This window comes from Primorskyibacter flagellatus (assembly GCF_048268605.1).
In the GTDB taxonomy this organism is placed as follows: domain Bacteria; phylum Pseudomonadota; class Alphaproteobacteria; order Rhodobacterales; family Rhodobacteraceae; genus Primorskyibacter; species Primorskyibacter flagellatus.
On the sequence record NZ_JBLWVF010000001.1, the window covers coordinates 608,248 to 626,336 of the forward strand.

17 protein-coding genes are annotated in these 18,089 nt (G+C 59.7%); 12 read left to right on the forward strand and 5 right to left on the reverse strand.

Translation table 11 applies throughout. The features are described 5' to 3' along the window. Positions 1-63: 63 nt before the first annotated feature. The 6 genes from ACN0WV_RS02895 to phoB all read left to right on the forward strand — a co-directional run bounded on the left by ACN0WV_RS02895 (position 64) and on the right by phoB (position 6,270). Positions 64-1,104, forward strand: a complete 1,041-nt coding sequence (locus ACN0WV_RS02895) for a substrate-binding domain-containing protein (RefSeq protein ID WP_417603683.1) — start codon at positions 64-66, stop codon at positions 1,102-1,104. A gap of 94 nt (positions 1,105-1,198) precedes the next feature. Beyond that, positions 1,199-2,671 (forward strand): phosphate ABC transporter permease subunit PstC, encoded by a 1,473-nt coding sequence (pstC, locus tag ACN0WV_RS02900; RefSeq protein ID WP_084350028.1) that lies wholly within the window; start codon positions 1,199-1,201, stop codon positions 2,669-2,671. Continuing rightward, entirely contained in the window at positions 2,668-4,029 is a 1,362-nt protein-coding gene (pstA, locus tag ACN0WV_RS02905; protein WP_417603685.1) for a phosphate ABC transporter permease PstA, read from the forward strand. The genes pstC and pstA overlap by 4 nt, the downstream gene beginning before the upstream one ends. A gap of 13 nt (positions 4,030-4,042) precedes the next feature. Continuing rightward, positions 4,043-4,843, forward strand: coding sequence for a phosphate ABC transporter ATP-binding protein PstB (gene pstB / locus ACN0WV_RS02910; RefSeq protein ID WP_417603687.1), 801 nt, complete (start codon positions 4,043-4,045; stop codon positions 4,841-4,843). Positions 4,844-4,847: 4 nt separating this feature from the next. Further along, entirely contained in the window at positions 4,848-5,579 is a 732-nt protein-coding gene (gene phoU / locus ACN0WV_RS02915; protein WP_084350031.1) for a phosphate signaling complex protein PhoU, read from the forward strand. A 1-nt stretch (position 5,580) separates the two neighbouring features. Beyond that, on the forward strand, positions 5,581-6,270 hold the full coding sequence (gene phoB / locus ACN0WV_RS02920) for a phosphate regulon transcriptional regulator PhoB (RefSeq protein ID WP_417603689.1): 690 nt from the start codon (positions 5,581-5,583) through the stop codon (positions 6,268-6,270). Between the two features lie 183 nt (positions 6,271-6,453). Here phoB and ACN0WV_RS02925 read toward each other — a convergent pair whose 3' ends face one another. Beyond that, positions 6,454-6,972 carry an acyloxyacyl hydrolase gene (locus ACN0WV_RS02925; protein WP_417603691.1) on the reverse strand — a complete coding sequence of 173 codons (519 nt, stop codon included), beginning with the start codon at positions 6,970-6,972 and terminating at the stop codon, positions 6,454-6,456. 97 nt (positions 6,973-7,069) lie between these two features. Continuing rightward, on the reverse strand, positions 7,070-7,912 hold the full coding sequence (locus ACN0WV_RS02930) for a glycosyltransferase family 2 protein (RefSeq protein ID WP_417603693.1): 843 nt from the start codon (positions 7,910-7,912) through the stop codon (positions 7,070-7,072). 197 nt (positions 7,913-8,109) lie between these two features. On the opposite strand from ACN0WV_RS02930, the gene ACN0WV_RS02935 reads away from it, so the two are divergent. The 6 genes from ACN0WV_RS02935 (at position 8,110) to ACN0WV_RS02960 (ending at position 16,422) form a co-directional block, all read left to right on the forward strand. Then, positions 8,110-9,363 carry an imelysin family protein gene (locus ACN0WV_RS02935; RefSeq protein ID WP_417603695.1) on the forward strand — a complete coding sequence of 418 codons (1,254 nt, stop codon included), beginning with the start codon at positions 8,110-8,112 and terminating at the stop codon, positions 9,361-9,363. Between the two features lie 47 nt (positions 9,364-9,410). Further along, on the forward strand, positions 9,411-10,949 hold the full coding sequence (locus ACN0WV_RS02940) for a di-heme oxidoreductase family protein (RefSeq protein ID WP_417603697.1): 1,539 nt from the start codon (positions 9,411-9,413) through the stop codon (positions 10,947-10,949). Position 10,950: 1 nt separating this feature from the next. Beyond that, positions 10,951-11,934, forward strand: a complete 984-nt coding sequence (locus tag ACN0WV_RS02945; protein WP_417603699.1) for an imelysin family protein — start codon at positions 10,951-10,953, stop codon at positions 11,932-11,934. A gap of 3 nt (positions 11,935-11,937) precedes the next feature. Next, positions 11,938-13,008, forward strand: coding sequence for a DUF1513 domain-containing protein (locus ACN0WV_RS02950; RefSeq protein WP_417603701.1), 1,071 nt, complete (start codon positions 11,938-11,940; stop codon positions 13,006-13,008). 147 nt (positions 13,009-13,155) lie between these two features. Continuing rightward, on the forward strand, positions 13,156-13,950 hold the full coding sequence (locus tag ACN0WV_RS02955; RefSeq protein ID WP_417603703.1) for a sulfite exporter TauE/SafE family protein: 795 nt from the start codon (positions 13,156-13,158) through the stop codon (positions 13,948-13,950). 270 nt (positions 13,951-14,220) lie between these two features. Continuing rightward, positions 14,221-16,422, forward strand: a complete 2,202-nt coding sequence (locus ACN0WV_RS02960) for an NADP-dependent isocitrate dehydrogenase (RefSeq protein ID WP_417603705.1) — start codon at positions 14,221-14,223, stop codon at positions 16,420-16,422. Positions 16,423-16,540: 118 nt separating this feature from the next. On the opposite strand, the gene ACN0WV_RS02965 is transcribed toward ACN0WV_RS02960, so the two are convergent. The 3 genes from ACN0WV_RS02965 to ACN0WV_RS02975 form a co-directional block, all read right to left on the reverse strand. After that, complete coding sequence (locus ACN0WV_RS02965; protein ID WP_417603706.1) at positions 16,541-16,996, reverse strand: host attachment family protein; 456 nt, start codon at positions 16,994-16,996, stop codon at positions 16,541-16,543. Continuing rightward, entirely contained in the window at positions 16,996-17,226 is a 231-nt protein-coding gene (locus tag ACN0WV_RS02970; protein ID WP_417603708.1) for a hypothetical protein, read from the reverse strand. Before ACN0WV_RS02970 ends, ACN0WV_RS02965 begins: the two co-directional genes overlap by 1 nt. Positions 17,227-17,436: 210 nt before the next feature. After that, positions 17,437-18,045: a superoxide dismutase gene (locus ACN0WV_RS02975; protein ID WP_084350040.1), complete on the reverse strand. Its 609-nt coding sequence runs from the start codon at positions 18,043-18,045 to the stop codon at positions 17,437-17,439. Positions 18,046-18,089 lie beyond the last annotated feature (44 nt).

An 18,089-nucleotide genomic window follows, 5' to 3' on the forward strand; every position in this document is an offset into this window, starting at 1 on the left:
CTTATGTCGTCGCTCAGGGTCATCACGAGGATGACTGCGAATTTTGTCAAACAGGAGCCACCTATGTCTTCCGTAAAACTAACCGCCTCTGCACTGGCGATTGCTGCCGTTTCCGCCACAGCCGCTGCGGCGCGTGACCAGGTACAAGTTGCAGGTTCCTCGACCGTGCTGCCATATGCCTCGATCGTGGCCGAAGCCTTTGGCGAAAACTTCGACTTCCCGACACCTGTCGTGGAATCGGGCGGATCGTCGGCCGGGCTCAAGCGTTTCTGCCAGGGTGTTGGCGAAGAGCACACAGATATTGCCAACGCTTCGCGCAAGATCCGCGAAAAGGAAATTCAGGCCTGTGCCGAAAACGGCGTGACCGACATCGTCGAAGTCCGCATCGGCTATGATGGGATCGTCTTTGCCAGCCAGTTGACTGGCCCGGCATATGCCGAGTTTACCCAGTCCGACATTTTCAACGCCCTGGCGCCGAAGGTCATGGTTGACGGCAAGCTGGTCGACAATCCTTACACAAAATGGTCCGATTTCAACGCTGATCTGCCGGATGACGAAATCCTTGCATTCATCCCCGGCACCAAGCACGGGACGCGCGAAGTGTTCGAGGAAAAGGTGATCGCGGTTGGCTGTGAAGAAACCGGCGCAATGGAAGCGATGATCGCGGGCGGCATGGATGAAGATGCCGCCGAAGATGCCTGCCTCCAAGTGCGCAGTGACGGCCGCTCCGTTGACATTGACGGCGACTATACCGAAACGCTGGCCTCGATCGACGCCAATTCCAACGCCATCGGCGTGTTCGGCCTGGCGTTCTACGAGAACAATACCGACGTGCTGAAAGTTGCGACAATGGCCGGTGTCGAACCGACCACCGAAAGCATCGCAAGCGGCGAATATCCGGTCTCGCGTCCGCTGTTCTTCTATGTGAAGAAAGCTCATATCGGTGTGATCCCTGGCCTCAAAGAGTTTGCCGAATTCTTCGTCGCGGACGAGATCGCAGGCCCGGATGGCCCGCTGGCCGAATATGGTCTGGTTTCCGATCCGGAACTGGCCGACACGCAGAACGCGGTTGCCGACGAACAGACCATGAGCGCAGAGATGTAATCAGACGTCTGCCTGACTGCCGGGGGGCGGAACACGTGGCCGCCCCCCATTTCTTCGTTTGACCTATTGAACTGACAAACACACTGGGGGGCTTATGCCTGTTTTCTGGCTCGTGATTGTGGTGCTCGCACTTGCGGCGGTCGGGTATATCCTGGGCCGGTCCCGGGCGCTGAACAGCGCCGGAGGGGACATTCGCCGGTTGCATTCACTGCCGTCCTATTACGGTTGGAACGCGGCGCTGAAGGTAATCATACCGGCGTTGCTTTTGCTGGTGGTCTGGCTGCTGGCACAGCCATTCTACGTCAACAGCGTTGTGTCAAAGATGATCCCGCAAGCCGAGATTTCCGAAGGGTCAAGCCGCGGTCTGGTGATGGCCGAGGTTCGTCGTACGGCCAACGGCCTTGACAGCATCGCTGCCGCCGGCCTGATCGACGATGATGCGACGCGCAATTTGCGGGTAGACACCACCGACGTCACCAAGCTTCTCAAGGATGCGGGTCAGGTGGTGACATCGGGCATCACCCAGCCGGTGCTTGCCGCGGCTCAGCATTACCGGATCATGAAAGCGTCCGGCGATCTTATCATGTCGATTGCCGTTGTGGCGTTTGCCTTGGCCGGATTGCTGTGGGGTGTCAGAGAAAGCCATTTCGATTTCCGCGCACGCAACGTGGTGGAACAGGTCGTTAAGGCGCTGCTGATTGCAGCCGCGTCGATCGCTGTCCTGACCACCGTAGGCATCGTCTTTTCGCTGATCTTCAACACCTGGGAATTCTTCCGTCTATACCCGGCGGCGGATTTCTACACGCTGTTCGAATGGGCACCCAGCTTTTCCGGCCGTGGTGGCGCGTCCAGTCTGGGCATTCTGCCGCTGCTCTGGGGTACGTTCTACATCTCGCTTGTGGCCTTGATCGTCGCGGTCCCGGTTGGTCTGTTTGCCGCCATTTACCTGTCCGAATATGCCAGCCCGACCGTACGGGGCTTTGCCAAGCCAATGCTTGAGCTGTTGGCGGGCATTCCAACAATTGTCTACGGCCTGTTTGCCTTGCTGACCGTTGGCCCGATGTTGCTGACTGTGTTCGGCGATGACGGTCTTGGCTGGATGCAAGGCGGACGCGCGGTGATGACAGCAGGCATCACGATGGGCATCATGCTGATACCTTTTGTCAGTTCCTTGTCGGATGACATCATCAACTCTGTCCCTCAGTCGATGCGCGACGGGTCTTACGGGCTGGGTGCGACCAAATCCGAAACCATCAAGCAGGTTGTTCTGCCCGCCGCTTTGCCGGGCATTATCGGTGCTGTTCTTCTGGCCGCGTCGCGCGCGATTGGCGAGACGATGATCGTGGTGCTTGGGGCAGGGGCCGCGGCCCGGCTTTCGCTCAATCCGTTTGAGGCGATGACGACCGTGACCGCCAAGATTGTCAGCCAATTGACCGGCGACAGTGACTTCGCCTCGCCCGAGGCGCTGGTGGCCTTCGCCCTTGGCATGAACCTTTTCATCCTGACCTTGGCGCTGAACGTGCTGGCACTTTACATCGTGCGCAAATACCGGGAGCAGTACGAATGACCGACGCAAGCTTTACCCCGCCCGGACGTGTACCTGCGCCACGCCACGGCTCGCTCATCACACTTGATGCCCGTACAAAAAAGCGTAACGCCGCCGAAAAGCGATTTCGCATGTATGGCATCGCCGCCATCGCGACCGGGCTTATCTTCCTGACAGTCCTTCTGAGCGCCATCATCGCGAACGGTAAAGGGGCGTTTCAACAGACGTTCATCACCACGCAGGTTTTCCTTGATCCAGCCAAGCTGGACAAGAATGGCAACCGCAACATTGATGACATCAAGAAGGTCTCGACCTTTGGCTACACACCGCTTCTGCAAAACGCGATTTTTGCCGAAGTAACAGATCGCGGTATCGAGACACCTCTGAGCAAAGCCAGCGAGTTGAAGGCGCTGACATCGGCGTCTGCTGCGGCGCAGGTGCGTGATGTGGTGATCGAGAACCCAGACATGATCGGCGATACGGTCGAGTTTCGCATCCTCGCGTCGTCGCGTGTCGATGGCTATCTCAAAGGTCGTGTATCCCGCGAAAGCGTTATCCGTGACAAAAGCATAGATGCCGAACATCTGGACCTTACTGATGCTCTGGTAGACGCAGGTGTCATCGAGAAACGTTTCAACCTCAGCTTCATCACTGGCGCGGATGCATCCGAAAGCAGAGCGGAACAAGCCGGTATGGGTGTTTCGATTCTGGGCTCGCTGTTCATGATGATGGTGGTGCTTGTTCTGTCGCTGCCCATCGGTGTCGCGGCCTCTATCTATCTGGAGGAGTTTGCAAAACAGAACCGTTGGACGGATCTGATCGAGGTGAATATCTCGAACCTCGCGGCGGTGCCGTCCATCGTGTTTGGTATCCTGGGCCTTGCCGTGTTCATCCAGTTTGCGCATCTGCCGCAATCCGCGCCGCTGGTCGGCGGGCTGGTGCTGACGCTGATGACGTTGCCGACGATCATCATTTCGACCCGAGCGTCGCTGAAGGCCGTGCCGCCTTCGATCCGGGATGCAGCGCTTGGCATTGGGGCCTCGAAGATGCAGTCCGTGGTTCACCATGTCTTGCCGCTGGCCGCGCCTGGCATTCTGACCGGGACAATCATCGGGCTGGCGCAGGCGCTCGGGGAAACCGCGCCGCTCTTGCTGATCGGGATGGTAGGCTACATTGCGTCGAACTATCCCGACGGGATCGCGTCGGGCTTTCTGGATCCGAACTCTGCCATGCCCGCACAGATTTACGAATGGGCAAAACGCGCCGACCCGGCCTATTACGAACGCGCCTGGGGGGGCATCATCATCCTGCTGGTTGTCCTGCTTTCGATGAACCTTATCGCGATTATCCTGCGCCGCCGCTTTGAGCGTCGCTGGTAAACGGAGACCAAACATGTACGATGCGCCTAAATCTCTGGAGACGACCTTGAACCAGAAAACCGCCAAGATTACAGCCCGTGACGTTCAAGTTCATTACGGCGACAATCACGCCATCAAGGACGTGAATGTGAACATCGAAGCCAATACCGTCACCGCATTCATCGGGCCTTCGGGCTGCGGAAAATCGACGTTTCTGCGCTGTATCAACCGGATGAATGACACGATCGACATCTGCCGCGTGCAGGGCGAAATCCTGCTCGACGGTGAGGATATCAACGACAAGCGTGTCGACCCGGTGCAACTGCGCGCCAAGGTCGGCATGGTCTTCCAGAAACCCAACCCGTTCCCGAAGTCGATTTACGACAACATCGCCTACGGTCCGCGCATTCACGGACTGGCAAAGAACAAGGCTGATCTCGATGAAATCGTTGAGAAATCCCTGCGTCGCGGTGCAATCTGGGAAGAGGTCAAGGACCGGTTGCATGCCTCTGGCACCGGCTTGTCCGGCGGGCAGCAGCAGCGCCTGTGCATTGCACGCGCCATTGCCACGGAACCCGAGGTTTTGCTGATGGACGAGCCTTGTTCGGCGCTGGATCCCATCGCCACGGCCCAAGTCGAAGAGTTGATCGACGAATTGCGCCAGCAGTATTCGGTGGTGATCGTCACACATTCCATGCAGCAGGCCGCAAGGGTCAGCCAGCGGACCGCATTCTTTCATCTCGGCAATCTTGTCGAGTTCGGTGACACGGTCAAGATCTTCACCAATCCCGAAGACAGCCGCACCGAAAGCTATATCACTGGCCGGATCGGATAGAACCATGAACGACAGCAGACATATCGCATCGGCTTTTGACCGGGATCTGGACTCGATCCATGCGAAAATCCTGAAGATGGGGGGGCTGGTCGAGGCGTCCATCGTCGACTCTTCCAAAGCGCTGGAAAGCCGCGATCAGGAACTGGCGGAAAAGGTGCGTCGCGGCGATGCCGCCATTGATGCGCTGGACGAGCAGATCAACGACGAGGTTGCCAACCTCATAGCACTTCGCGCGCCAACAGCCGTCGATTTGCGGACAGTGCTGGCGATCATGCGGATGACCTCGAACCTGGAACGGATAGGTGATCTATCGAAGAACCTTGCCAAACGCTCTGACGTGCTGGGACAGCTAACGCAGATTTCCGGCGCAACCGGGTCGATCCGGCGCATGACGCGCGAGGTCGAGGCGATGCTGAAGGATGCTTTGGATGCGTTCATCCAGCGCGATCCCGATTTTGCACGCGACGTGATCGAGCGCGACCGCGAGGTCGACGAGATGTACAACACGCTGTTCCGTGAATTCCTGACCTTCATGCTGGAGGATCCGCGCAATATCACCGCCTGCATGCATTTGCATTTCATCGCCAAGAACGTCGAGCGCATGGGCGACCATGTCACCGCGATCGCCGAGCAGGTGCTGTTCTACGTCACCGGGGAAACGCCGGAAGGATCGCGACCAAAAGCGGATGTCACATCCTCGGATATGAAATATAACCCCGAAGCGGAGCCAGACTAGGATGAGCGCGTCACAACCAACAGTACTCGTGGTCGAGGACGAAGCCTCACAACGTGAAATCCTGTCCTACAATCTGGAGGCTGAAGGGTTTCGCGTCGCCGTCGCCGAGAACGGCGAAGAGGCGATGCTGCTTGTTGCGGAAGAGGTGCCGGACCTCGTGGTGCTGGACTGGATGTTGCCGAACGTCTCGGGGATCGAGGTTTGCCGCCGCATAAAAAGCCGCTCTGATACCCGTAGCATTCCGGTCATCATGCTGTCGGCCCGCACCGAAGAGGTGGACCGGGTCCGCGGGCTGGAAACCGGCGCTGACGACTATGTCGTAAAGCCGTTTTCCGTGGTAGAACTTATGGCGCGGGTGCGCGCGCAGCTGCGCCGGACACGGCCCGCGACAATGGGCGCGCGTCTGGAATATCTCGATATCCTTCTGGATGCCGAAACCCACAAGGTCACACGCGCAGAAGCACCGCTGAAACTGGGTCCGACAGAGTTTCGGCTGCTGGCGACCTTTCTGGAAAAGCCGGGCCGGGTCTGGTCGCGTGAACAACTTCTCGATCGGGTCTGGGGCCGGGACATCTATGTCGATACGCGCACCGTTGACGTTCATATCGGACGTCTGCGCAAAGCATTGTGTCAATATGGCGGCAAAGATCCTCTGCGTACGGTTCGGGGTGCAGGTTACGCGCTGGGTTAGAGATCTCGTTCGACATTCATTTGGTATGGCAGATGATCCAGAATGGAATGGGTCTATCGCTCATATATCATTCGCATAATCAGTATTATGTAAATATTGGTGATGCGCATGACATAAAATTGCAGCCTGAATGGACATTTCGTCCATAAGCCGCCGTAAGAGCCATGCCTCGCTCTGTATCGTTCAGTTCGTTGGAATGCTGACACGCAACTGGATCGTCTCAAGCCCAAGGTTGTCGCCGTACAACCCGGCATTCGAGCGGTGATCGTAGGCCAGACCGAACCGCGCGCCGCTGCGTCCTTGAAGGCCAAACTCGATACCGGACCGGAATTCGATCGGGCCACCAAGATCCGGGCCGCCACCTTGCAGATACAGACCGGTCATCGCGTGAAGCTGCATATAGGCGCTCTGGCTGCGGTTGCTCATCGTATAGGCATGTCCCAAACCGGCCCAGGCATCGCCGCGCCCGGTGACCGATAGACCATAGATCATCTGAAACGGACCATGCGCCTTGCGCGTATCGCGGCGAATGTAGATTTCTTCGTCCACATGCTCGTCCTGGAAATACACGCCACCGCCAGAGATGGCAGTATATGACGGCACCTGATTGTAAGCGAGACAGCCCTCATTCGGACAGTGGTTTTGCGACATGTTCCAAAGCCCGAGCGCAAGGGTCAATACTGCAAAAGTTCCGTCGGCCATGCTGTTCTCCGTTCCTTGACTTGGCGCGTCTGAATGCCCCGGAATGCCGATATTGTCCAGTGTTTGTGCTGGCCGGTTCTCACTACTTCATCCGCTATTACTCAAAGGTTTCGAACCAATCAGGCAGCACAGTGCGAAACGGAAATTTCAACGCGCGCGCTTTGACAAGGCCCAGACGCTCGCTGCGTGCGGGATCGTTGGAAAGCGCACGAAATGCCTTTGCGCGCGCCTTGTGCCACGGCAGCACGGGCTTGGCCCGGAAACTGGCCAGAAACTGCGCCGCATCTGCATAGGCTTCCCGCCAACCCGCGCCGGGCAATCCTTTTTGTCCTGCGTTTGACATTGCAACGCGGTCGGCATTGACCGTTTCCAACGCGTCCAGATTGGCATATTTCAGATGCACCAGATAAAGCCCCTCCGGCATCACAAAGGGAAAATCCGCCAGTCTGCGTGGCGGTACCTTGGTGCCGTGCAATGTCAGTTTGAGCGGCCTGGACTGCGCGAAAGACTTGCTGTAATGTCCTGTAAAGGAAACATTTTTCTGCGCTTTCCAAAGCCCGTCCCGCAAGGGCCTGTCCTCGGGCTGTTCGACCAGATCAAGGCCAAGCGCGGTAAGGACGGGCACCCTGCCCGCTGCGGCAAAGATCTGCTGAAGCGACCCGATAGCGGGATCGGCGCAGATCAGCTCGTCCGCATCCGTGCGGATCACCCAGTCATAGCTGGAAAGCAGTCCTGCCTGAAACGCGTTCAGCAATTCCGAACGCTTCCGGTCGAAATAGCTGAGGTCATCTCGCGGAATCGTCCAGATACTGGCGCCCGGACAGATCCGCTGTACCTCTGGATCGGCACCATGCGCCACGATATACAGCGCGTCGGCCCCCAACAGTTGCGCGTGGTGCCGATACCAGACACCCAAAGCCCAATAGTCTTTGTAAACCATTGTCAATGCGCATATTTTCATGTCGCCCTCGCGTTTCGAGGTAAATGGTTAGCCGCGGTAATACCGGCTGACAAGGGGCTGACCTGAACAGCCACAATCCTGATTGTTCTTGTCGGATTGACTTATCCTAGTCTTTTTGTCAGTAACTTGGCCAGAAATCCAATCAAGCCCACCGCGAACCGACAGGAAAGACTATGATGATACGCACGATGACCGCCGCCTGCGCCTTGGCCGCGTTTTCCACGCCGCTGATGGCCGGCAAGGCTGACGTTCTAAACACCTATGCCGACATCGCACAGGCCGGGTACGAGGACAGCGTGACCACCGCACAGCGTCTGTCGGATGCCATCGATGCGCTTCTGGAAAAGCCGTCTGCCCAAACATTGACCGGCGCCCGTGAAGCCTGGATTGCCGCGCGTGTGCCCTACCAGCAAACAGAGGTGTTCCGTTTCGGGAATGCGATTGTAGACGACTGGGAAGGCAAGGTAAATGCCTGGCCGCTGGATGAAGGCCTGATCGACTATGTCGCCGATGATGCCGGGCCGACCGATGAAAACCCTTATGCAGTACTGAACGTAATTGCGCAGCCGACCTTTACCCTGTCAGGTCAGGAAATTGACGCGACCGCGATAACGCCAGAGCTTCTGGAAACCACGCTGCACGAGGCCGATCAGGTCGAAGCAAATGTCGCAACCGGTTATCATGCCGTGGAATTTCTGCTTTGGGGTCAGGATCTGAACGGCACGGATCATGGCGCGGGTGACCGGCCGTGGACGGATTACGCCACGGGCGATGAGTGCACCAATGGCAATTGTGACCGGCGCGGCGAATACTTGCGCGCAGCGACCGATCTGTTGCTCTCCGATCTGGAATGGATGGCGGCGCAATGGGGCGCAGACGGCGAAGCGCGAAGCACTTTGACGGCGGATGAAGATGCCGGGCTGGTGGCGATGCTGACCGGGATGGGCAGTCTGTCCTACGGCGAACAGGCGGGCGAGCGGATGAAGCTGGGCGTCATGCTGAACGATCCCGAGGAAGAGCATGACTGTTTTTCCGACAACACCCATAACAGCCATTTCTATGACGGGCTTGGCATCCGAAACGTCTATACCGGGCATTACACGCGCGTCGATGGCAGCATCGTGAGCGGCGAGAGCCTGTCCGATCTGGTCGCCGAGGCCGATGCGGATGTTGACGCAGGCTTGCGCACGCAGCTTGATGCAACCATGGCGCGTCTGGCCGCGATCAAATCCACGGCCGAGGCTGGCACCAGCTATGATCAGATGTTGGCGCGTGGCAATGACGCCGGCGAAGCCCTGATCATGAGCGCGGTTGACGCACTGGTGAACCAGACCCGCGGGATTGAGCGCGCAGTGACCGCGCTCGGTCTGGACGGCGTCGGCATCGAAGGCTCCGACAGCCTTGACGATCCGGACGCAGTCTTTCAGTAAACGGCTCAAACGGGGCGGCGACTGGGCCGCCCCGACAGGATCACCACATGACGTCTCGTCTGGCTCTTACATCACTGGCTTTTGCCTTGGTGCCTTTCGCGGGGCTGGCAGAACTGCCGACGGATCACCCGCTGGCCACCCTGCCCCGCACCGACGCTGAAATCGCCCGGATCGCCCGCGCCGTCGCACCGCCCACCGATTTCTCGGTGCCGGAACCGTTTGAGGCCAATCCCGGCGGTGCCGCCACCGTGCGGGCGCGTGACACATCGGATGCGTTTTCCCTGCCATCCGGCAATGTCAGCTTTGAGGACGAGTTGAACTTCAAGCTGGGCAACGGGCTGTTCCGCAAGTTGTGGGTCTCTTCGCCCTCCTCGACCCGCGCGTCGGACGGTCTGGGGCCGGTCTATAACGCGCGTTCGTGTCAGCGATGCCACCTGAAGGACGGGCGCGGACACACGCCCGAAGGGCCGGACGACAGCAATGTGTCGATGTTTCTGCGCCTGTCGGTGCCCAGCGATGCAAAGCCCTCGAAGATCGAAACCTACCTGTCCAGCATCGGTGACACCACGCCGCACACGCGTCCCGATCCCGTCTATGGCGGACAATTGCAGGATTTCGCAGTTCCTGGCCACGCCGCCGAGGGGCAGATGCGCGTGACCTATACGAAACACCCGGTGACGTTAAACGATGGCGAAGTGGTGATGCTGCGGTCGCCAAGCTACAGCATCGCCGACGCAGCCTATGGCGCGCCTTCGCCGGACATCCAGCTCTCTGCCCGACTGTCCCCGCAGATGATCGGGCTTGGCCTGCTGGAAGCGATTCCGGCCGAGGATATTCTGGCGCTGGCCGACCCCGAGGATAGTGACGGTGACGGCATTTCCGGCAAGGCGCAGGTGGTCTGGTCTGTCGAGTTCGATCGCCCGATGTTGGGGCGTTTCGGATGGAAAGCCGGCAATCCTTCCGTTCTGGAACAGGCAGCCAGCGCCTTTGCGGGCGATATTGGTATCTCCAACCCATTGTTTCCAAACGCGGCAGGCGACTGCACCGCCCGGCAGGACGCCTGCGTGGCGGGTCCGCATGGCGATGACGATGCGCGCGGAACAGAGATTGATGCCGAGGGTCTGGACCTTGTTACCTTCTACAGCCGCAACCTTGGCGTCCCTGCCCGACGTGACATCGACGATCACCAGGTGTTGCGCGGCAAGGAGGTCTTTCACACCTCCGGATGCGCAAGCTGCCACCAGCCGAAATTCGTCACCGCGCGGCTGAAGGATCAACCGGAACAGAGCTTTCAACTGATCTGGCCGCATACCGACATGCTTCTGCATGACATGGGCGAAGGTCTTGCCGACAACCGGCCAGAGCTGCGCGCGACGGGCCGGGAGTGGCGCACCGCACCGCTTTGGGGTATCGGTTTGACACGGCAGGTCAGCGGCCACGAAGCGTATCTGCATGATGGTCGCGCCCGCACCCTGCTGGAGGCAATCCTCTGGCATGGCGGCGAGGCCGAAACTGCCCGCGAGTCCGTGATCGGGTTGGACAAACCCGACCGCGAAGCCCTGATCCGCTATTTGGAAAGCCTGTGACATGCGCCTGATCCTTGCCCTTGCCTTCGCCGCCGGTCCTGCCTTTGCAGGCGTCCCGGAGGCCGTGAACGACCATATCCTGCCGATGACGGCACGTTTTTCGGAAGCTGCCGAAAATCTGTCTACCTCTGCAAAGAATGACTGTACAGCCAATGCCTTGCAGGACGACTTTCAAGCTGCTTTCGATGCATGGATGGGGATCTCCTACCTTCGGATCGGGCCTGTCGAACAAGACGGGCGCGCCTTGGCGATCCAGTTCTGGCCGGACACGCGGGGGCTGGTGCCGCGCACCGTCGCAAGGTTGATCGCGGATAAGGATGCTGCCGCCCAGACCACGAAGCAGTTTGCCGACGTTTCCATTGCAGGTCGTGGCTTCGCCGCGCTGGAACGGGTGCTGTTCGAGCCGGAATTTTCCGCTTACGCACCAGACAGTTACACCTGTACGCTCGCGCAGGCGATGAGTGCCGATCTGGCGCAGATGGCGGATGCCATAGCTAAAGAATGGCGCGACGAATATGCCCAGACCGTCACCAGCGCCGGGGATGCCGGGAACACCACTTTCTTGACAAAATCCGAGGCAGCACAGGCGCTTTACACCACGCTGACGACGGGGATCGAGCTCAACGCGGATCAACGCCTTGGTCGGCCTTTGGGCACGTTCGACCGCCCGCGCCCCACACGGGCCGAGGCATATCGTTCGGGACGATCGCTGCGCAATGTTATACTATCACTCGAATCTTTGCATGGTTTCGCACAAGCGCTTGCCGACGGTCCGACCCCGCAGATTGATGTCGGTTTCGACATTGCACTGCAAACCGCGCGCGATCTGGATGATCCAATCTTCGCGGGTGTGGCAGATCCGCAAGGCCGCCTGCAAGTTGAGATCCTGCAACAGAAAATCAAGGCGCTCCTGCCGGCGATCGCCAATGAGGTCGGCGTGCCGCTTGGCGTGTCGGCGGGGTTCAACGCAACGGATGGAGACTGAAGGATGATCGCACGGCGCGCTTTTCTCGGAAGCCTTCTCGCGGCGGCAAGCGCGCCACGGCTTAGCTGGGCGGCTGTTGGCAGCCCGGCATGGCTTGGCGCGGCGCGGGATGCGGACGGGGCCTATGTGCTGCTGGGGCTGGCGCGGGACGGGATGGAACGGTTTCGCATTGCCCTACCCACCCGTGGTCATGCCGCCGCAGCCCACCCCACAGCGCCCGAGGCTGTGGCCTTTGCGAGGCGTCCCGGCACCTTCGCGCTGGTCATCAACTGCCTGACCGGCGAGGTTGAGCACCGGCTGCAAAGCCCGGCGGGGCGGCATTTCTACGGGCACGGCGCGTTTATTGCGGGCGGTGACATCCTGTGCACCACCGAAAATCAGATCGACACGGGTGCGGGCCGGATCGGGCTCTGGTCCCGCAAACGGGGCTATGCGCGGATTGGAGAGATCGCCAGCCACGGGATTGGCCCGCATGAGATCCTCAGCACAGTGGATGATGTTCTGGTGGTCGCCAATGGCGGCATCCGCACGCATCCCGACCGGGGCCGCGACAAGCTGAACATCCCCCAGATGCGGCCAAGCCTTGCCTATATCGCCCCGGACGGCGCGCTGCTCGAAGAGGTCGTGCTTGATCCGAGGCTCCACATGAACTCGATCCGTCATCTGGCGCAAGCGCCTGATCGCACCGTCGGTTTTGCGATGCAATGGCAGGGAGATTCCTCGGACCCCGTGCCGCTGCTTGGATTGCATGAACGCGGCAAAGAACCGCGTCTGCTTTCTGCCGATCTTGGCGAACAGTTGGTGATGCAGGGCTATGCCGGCAGTGTCGCGTTCAGCCGCGACGGCGCCGATGTCGCGATCACGTCACCGCGTGGCGGGCGCATCCACCGCTTCGATGTCGCCACGGGTGCCGTGCAAAGCCTTGCCCGCGCAGATGTTTGTGGCATCGCTGCCGGGCCTGACGGGATGGTGGCAACGGATGGGCTGGGCGGTGTGATGCGTCTTGGTACCCGGCCCGAACCGATAGCACGCTTTGAAGGGCTTAGCTGGGATAACCATCTTATCGCCCTCTAACCCCTTGCAATGCCCCGGTTTCGCGGTCAAGTTGCGGCGCAAGACAGGGGCAAGGGCCAGAAGACCCATCCGTCCTTGCACTGACCACAAGAAATTCAGGCGCTGTGCCCGCCTGCCCGTTTTGCGGCGGGGCTGACAGGATGATCCATGGACCTCGCTGCGCTGACCTATTTCAATGACCTTCCGACATTGATGCTCGGCGTTCTGGCGGTGTTTCTGGTGGGCCTGTCCAAGGGCGGTTTGGGCGGCGCGATGGCGCTGATTGCTGTGCCGCTCTTGGCCTTTGTAATGCCGCCGATGCAGGCGGCGGCCCTGCTGCTGCCGGTCCTTCTGGCCATGGACGCCATGAGCCTTTGGGCATGGCGCGGCTATTACGACAAACATCTGTTGCTGCAAATGCTGCCCGCCGCTGTGCTGGGTATCGTGATCGGGGCGTCGGCGGTGTCTATCACCTCGGATGATTTCGTGCGGCTGCTGGTCGGGCTTGTGGCGCTGCTGTTCGTTCTGCGTGTCGCCATCGGCGCGCGCGGCAAGACGGGCGGCGTTCCGGCGCGCCGAAACGGGCTGCTCGCCACGATATTCGGCACGCTTGCGGGCTTCACCAGCTTTGTGGCCCATGCAGGCGGCCCGCCCTTTCAGGTCTACGCCATGCCGTTGCGGCTGGACCCGAAGATCTTCACAGGCACATCGGTGATCTTTTTCGCGGTCGTCAACGCGATCAAGGTCATCCCCTACGCCGCGCTGGGGGAATTCACCGCGCAGTCGCTCTGGTCCGCGCTTGTCCTGCTGCCCGTCGCCTTGGTGTCAACCTTCGTGGGGGCGGCGATTGTCAAACGCATGCGGGCCGAGGTTTTTTATCCGCTGATGTATGGGATGGTCGCCATCGTGGCCTGCAAGCTGATCTATGACGGCCTGAGCGGAATGATGACGGGCGGCGCGTGACCCGCTTACCCCGGCGCGCGTGCCTGCTGAACTCCGGCTGAAAATGCCAGCGGATTCTGTCCGATAACGCGGCAGATCGCCACTGTTTGCGCCCATTGTACGCCATTGTATGCAGAGCGCATTGACACGCTGCACCCGCTGATCTAGGCGACAGGCAACTGCGCGGAACCGGGGGTCGTGGATGCCCTGCGTGCCTTCCCGCCGCGTGCCTCGGGCGCCGCCACGCATCCTGCCTGGCCGCCCGTCCTGAATGCGGAGACGGCTGACATCATGGCGAATTCAGAAACACCCGATATCATCTATACCATCGTCGACGAGGCCCCGGAACTGGCCAGCGCGTCGCTGCTGCCGATCATCCGGTCTTTTGCCAAGGCAGCAGACATCGGGATCGAGACGCGCAACATTTCCGTTGCCGGACGTATCCTTTCAGCGTTCCCCGATTTCCTGACCGAAGAGCAGCGCATTACCGATGACCTTGCCGAGCTGGGCAAGCTGGTCAAGCAGCCAACCGCCAACGTCATCAAGCTGCCCAATATCTCGGCCTCGCAGCCGCAATTGAACGCCGCGATCAAGGAGCTTCAGGAACAAGGCTACGCCCTGCCCGACTATCCGTCCGATCCGCAAAGCGATGCCGAAAAGGACATCCAGCGTCGCTATGATGCGATCAAGGGCTCTGCCGTGAACCCTGTGCTGCGCGAAGGCAATTCTGACCGGCGCGCTGCCAAGGCGGTCAAGGCTTATGCGATGCAGAACCCGCATTCGATGGGCGAATGGTCCGCCGACAGCCGGACCCATGTCGCACAGATGGATGGCAATGATTTCTTCTCGAACGAAAAGTCAGCAACCATAAGTGCCGCTCAGGCAGGGCCTGCCAAGATCACCTTCACCGCTGAGGACGGCACCGAGACGGTCCTGAAGGACGGGCTAAGCTATGACGAGGGCACTGTCGTCGATGCCACGTTCATGTCCGCTTCGGCGCTGCGCGAGTTCATCCGCGCCGAAGTGGCCAGCATGGAGCCGGGCGTGCTATTCTCGGTTCACCTGAAAGCCACGATGATGAAGGTTTCCGACCCGATCATCTTTGGCCATTTCGTCAGCGTCTACCTGGAAGATTTCCTTTCCAAGCACGGCGACACCGTCGCGGCGCTGGGTTGGACTCCGAATGCCGGGATCGGCGATCTGGATGCAAAGATCGCCGGCAATGCAGAGCTGGAGGCCGACCTGAAAGCGGCTCTCGACGGCAAACCACCGCTTTACATGGTCAATTCCGACCGAGGCATCACCAACCTGCATGTATCGTCCGATGTGATCATCGACGCATCCATGCCCGCCGTGATCCGCGCGGGTGGCATTGGTTGGGGGCCGGACGGCAAGGCGGCGGAAACCAAATGCTGCATTCCCGACAGTTCCTATGCGCCGGTCTATGACGAAACGATCAAGTATTTCAAAGAGAACGGCGCGCTTGACCCGACCACTTGCGGGGCGGTGTCCAATGTCGGGCTGATGGCCCAGAAGGCCGAGGAATACGGATCGCACCCCACCACGTTCGAGATGGCGGGCAAAGGCACGGTCCGCATCGTTCTGGGCAATGGTGACGTGCTGCACGAACACGCCGTGAATAAAGGCGACATCTGGCGTTCGGCCACGGCGAAGAAAGCCCCGATCGAGGATTGGATCCAGCTTGGTATCGCGCGCACCAAAGCCACGGGTGCCGCGGCCTTCTGGCTGGACGCGAACCGTGCCCATGATGCGGAACTGATCAAATATGTGAAGCCCGCGCTGGCGGGTGCCGGTTTGGACATTCCGATCATGGCACCGCGCGACGCGACCCGCTTCACGCTGGAGACGATGACCAATGGCGATGATTGCGTCACCATCACCGGCAACGTGCTGCGCGACTACCTGACAGATCTGTTCCCCATTTTGGAACTGGGCACCTCGGCCAAGATGCTGTCGATCGTCAAATTGATGAATGGCGGTGGCTTGTTCGAAACCGGGGCCGGCGGCTCTGCGCCCAAGCATGTGCAGCAGTTGATGGAAGAAAACCACCTGCGTTGGGACAGCCTTGGCGAGTTCTGCGCGCTTGGCGAGTCGCTGAAATTTCTGGCCGAAAGCCGTGGCAATGCCCGCGCCGAGATCATGGGCGAGGCCGTCGAAGTTGCGACACAGAAACTGCTGGAGACCAACAAGTCGCCGGAACGCAAGGTCGGTCAGCTTGATAACCGCGACAGCCATTACTGGTTCGCCCGCTACTGGGCCGAGGCGCTTGCAGCGCAAACCGCAGATGCCGATCTGGCCGCACATTTTGCGCCAATCGCCAAGGCGCTGGTTGACGGAGAAGAGGCAATCGCCGCCGAGATCATCGCGGCCGAAGGCAAACCCGTCGATCTGGGTGGCTACTATCACGGCGATCCTGAAAAGACGTCCACCGTCATGCGCCCCAGCACCACGCTGAACGGGATCATCGGCTGACCCTGACGGATCAAAAGAAAGGCGCTGTCAGAATCAATCCCTGACAGCGCCGATCAATTTTCAAAGACCATGCCACCAACACGCATTTCTTGATGCGCGGTCGGTGCGCGGCACAAACCTATCGTTCTTCCAGTTCCGCCTTGATCAGACTTTCGATCTTGTCGATCGGGTGGTTGGTATAGGTCTTGGGGATCTCGGCGATCACGCGCGACGATACTTCCTTGTGCAGCTTGTCCCGCAACTCGCCCAGGATATTGGGCGGCGCCGCGATGACCAGCTTTTCGAACTCGTTCTTGTAAGCCTTCTGATACAGGATGTCGGACAGCTCGTCGGCAAAGCGCTCTTTCGCAAGCTCGTGCCAATCCGTGTCATCCATCGCAGAGCGTTGCCCGACGCCCGTATCGTGCATGCGGCCCGGCCGATTCGCCGATTGCTCACGGTCCGACGGATTGTCCTGTTCTTCCTGCTGCATCACGTTGAGATCGGGATCCTGCGAATCCAGATCGTTGCGCAGAAACAGCGCCTTCTCGCCATCCGCGACAAGGATCCATGTGCCTTTTGAAAGTGCGACCATTACACTTTCTCCTTGTCGCCGCTGCGGTTCTGATCCTGCCCTAATGGCCGCGTCTTGCCGGCCGAGGTTTCATCGTACCGCTTCTCTTCGTCGCGGGTGCCGACCTTGCGGGCAATCTCTCCGCCTGACCGCCCTGCGGCGGAAGGCTGGTCTTCGAGGTCCTCGGGCTTTTCGCCCAAAACCTGCTCTGTCTCGCGTGTGCCGTCGGTTGATCGCTTTCTGTCTGCCATGACGTCCTCCTTTGGCTGCATCACTGAACCAACCCCCGGCGCGGCACTCCTGTTCCATGTCACCGTGACAGTTGTCCGGGTTTCGGCACCGCGACGTCTGCAATATTGAAATCCGTCGACCATTGCGCAGATTTGCTGACGCTGGCCGCCATGCAAAACGCCCCGCAGCGCAGGGCCACGGGGCGTTCAAATCGATTAGGTCGGGGCAGTTCAGGCTTTGGACAGCCGCTCTGCCACGTTATCCCAGTTTACAAGGTTCTCTAGGAAGTTGGACAGGTAAGCCGGACGCTTGTTGCGGAAGTCGATGTAGTAGGAATGCTCCCACACGTCACAGCCCAGAAGCGCTGTCTGGCCGAAGCAGACCGGATTCACGCCATTCTCTGTCTTGGTAACTTTCAGGCTGCCGTCACCATCGACGACCAGCCAAGCCCAGCCAGAGCCGAACTGACCTGCACCCGCAGCCGAGAAATCCTCTTTGAACTTCTCGACCGAGCCGAAAGCATCCTTGAGGCGCGATTCAAGCTCTCCGGGCATGTCACCCGAGCCTGGCCCCATCATTTCCCAGAACTGGGTGTGGTTCCAGTGCTGCGAAGCGTTGTTGAAGATACCGGACTGGGCGACGGCGTTGGCGTCATAGGTGCCCTTGATGATCTCTTCGAGAGATTTGTCCGCCCACTCGGTCCCGTCGATCAGCTTGTTGCCGTTGTCGACATAGGCCTTGTGGTGAATGTCGTGGTGATATTCCAGAGTCTCCTGCGACATGCCTTTGCTGGCAAGGGCGTCGTGGGCATATGGAAGATCGGGAAGTTCGAAAGCCATTTTGGGGTCCCCCTAAGTGTTGTGGCTGCTATATGATAACTGCG

Bases quoted from the DNA above. Each gene is read 5' to 3' on its own strand.
- ACN0WV_RS02960 (WP_417603705.1), top strand. From the start codon at position 14,221: ATGGCGAATTCAGAAACACCCGATATCATCTATACCATCGTCGACGAG.
- ACN0WV_RS02975 (WP_084350040.1), bottom strand. From the start codon at position 18,045: ATGGCTTTCGAACTTCCCGATCTTCCATATGCCCACGACGCCCTTGCC.
- ACN0WV_RS02930 (WP_417603693.1), bottom strand. From the start codon at position 7,912: ATGGTTTACAAAGACTATTGGGCTTTGGGTGTCTGGTATCGGCACCAC.
- ACN0WV_RS02925 (WP_417603691.1), bottom strand. From the start codon at position 6,972: ATGGCCGACGGAACTTTTGCAGTATTGACCCTTGCGCTCGGGCTTTGG.
- ACN0WV_RS02935 (WP_417603695.1), top strand. From the start codon at position 8,110: ATGATACGCACGATGACCGCCGCCTGCGCCTTGGCCGCGTTTTCCACG.
- ACN0WV_RS02945 (WP_417603699.1), top strand. From the start codon at position 10,951: ATGCGCCTGATCCTTGCCCTTGCCTTCGCCGCCGGTCCTGCCTTTGCA.
- pstC (WP_084350028.1), top strand. From the start codon at position 1,199: ATGCCTGTTTTCTGGCTCGTGATTGTGGTGCTCGCACTTGCGGCGGTC.
- ACN0WV_RS02965 (WP_417603706.1), bottom strand. From the start codon at position 16,996: ATGGTCGCACTTTCAAAAGGCACATGGATCCTTGTCGCGGATGGCGAG.
- ACN0WV_RS02895 (WP_417603683.1), top strand. From the start codon at position 64: ATGTCTTCCGTAAAACTAACCGCCTCTGCACTGGCGATTGCTGCCGTT.
- ACN0WV_RS02970 (WP_417603708.1), bottom strand. From the start codon at position 17,226: ATGGCAGACAGAAAGCGATCAACCGACGGCACACGCGAGACAGAGCAG.
- ACN0WV_RS02950 (WP_417603701.1), top strand. From the start codon at position 11,938: ATGATCGCACGGCGCGCTTTTCTCGGAAGCCTTCTCGCGGCGGCAAGC.
- phoU (WP_084350031.1), top strand. From the start codon at position 4,848: ATGAACGACAGCAGACATATCGCATCGGCTTTTGACCGGGATCTGGAC.
- phoB (WP_417603689.1), top strand. From the start codon at position 5,581: ATGAGCGCGTCACAACCAACAGTACTCGTGGTCGAGGACGAAGCCTCA.
- ACN0WV_RS02940 (WP_417603697.1), top strand. From the start codon at position 9,411: ATGACGTCTCGTCTGGCTCTTACATCACTGGCTTTTGCCTTGGTGCCT.
- ACN0WV_RS02955 (WP_417603703.1), top strand. From the start codon at position 13,156: ATGGACCTCGCTGCGCTGACCTATTTCAATGACCTTCCGACATTGATG.
- pstB (WP_417603687.1), top strand. From the start codon at position 4,043: ATGTACGATGCGCCTAAATCTCTGGAGACGACCTTGAACCAGAAAACC.
- pstA (WP_417603685.1), top strand. From the start codon at position 2,668: ATGACCGACGCAAGCTTTACCCCGCCCGGACGTGTACCTGCGCCACGC.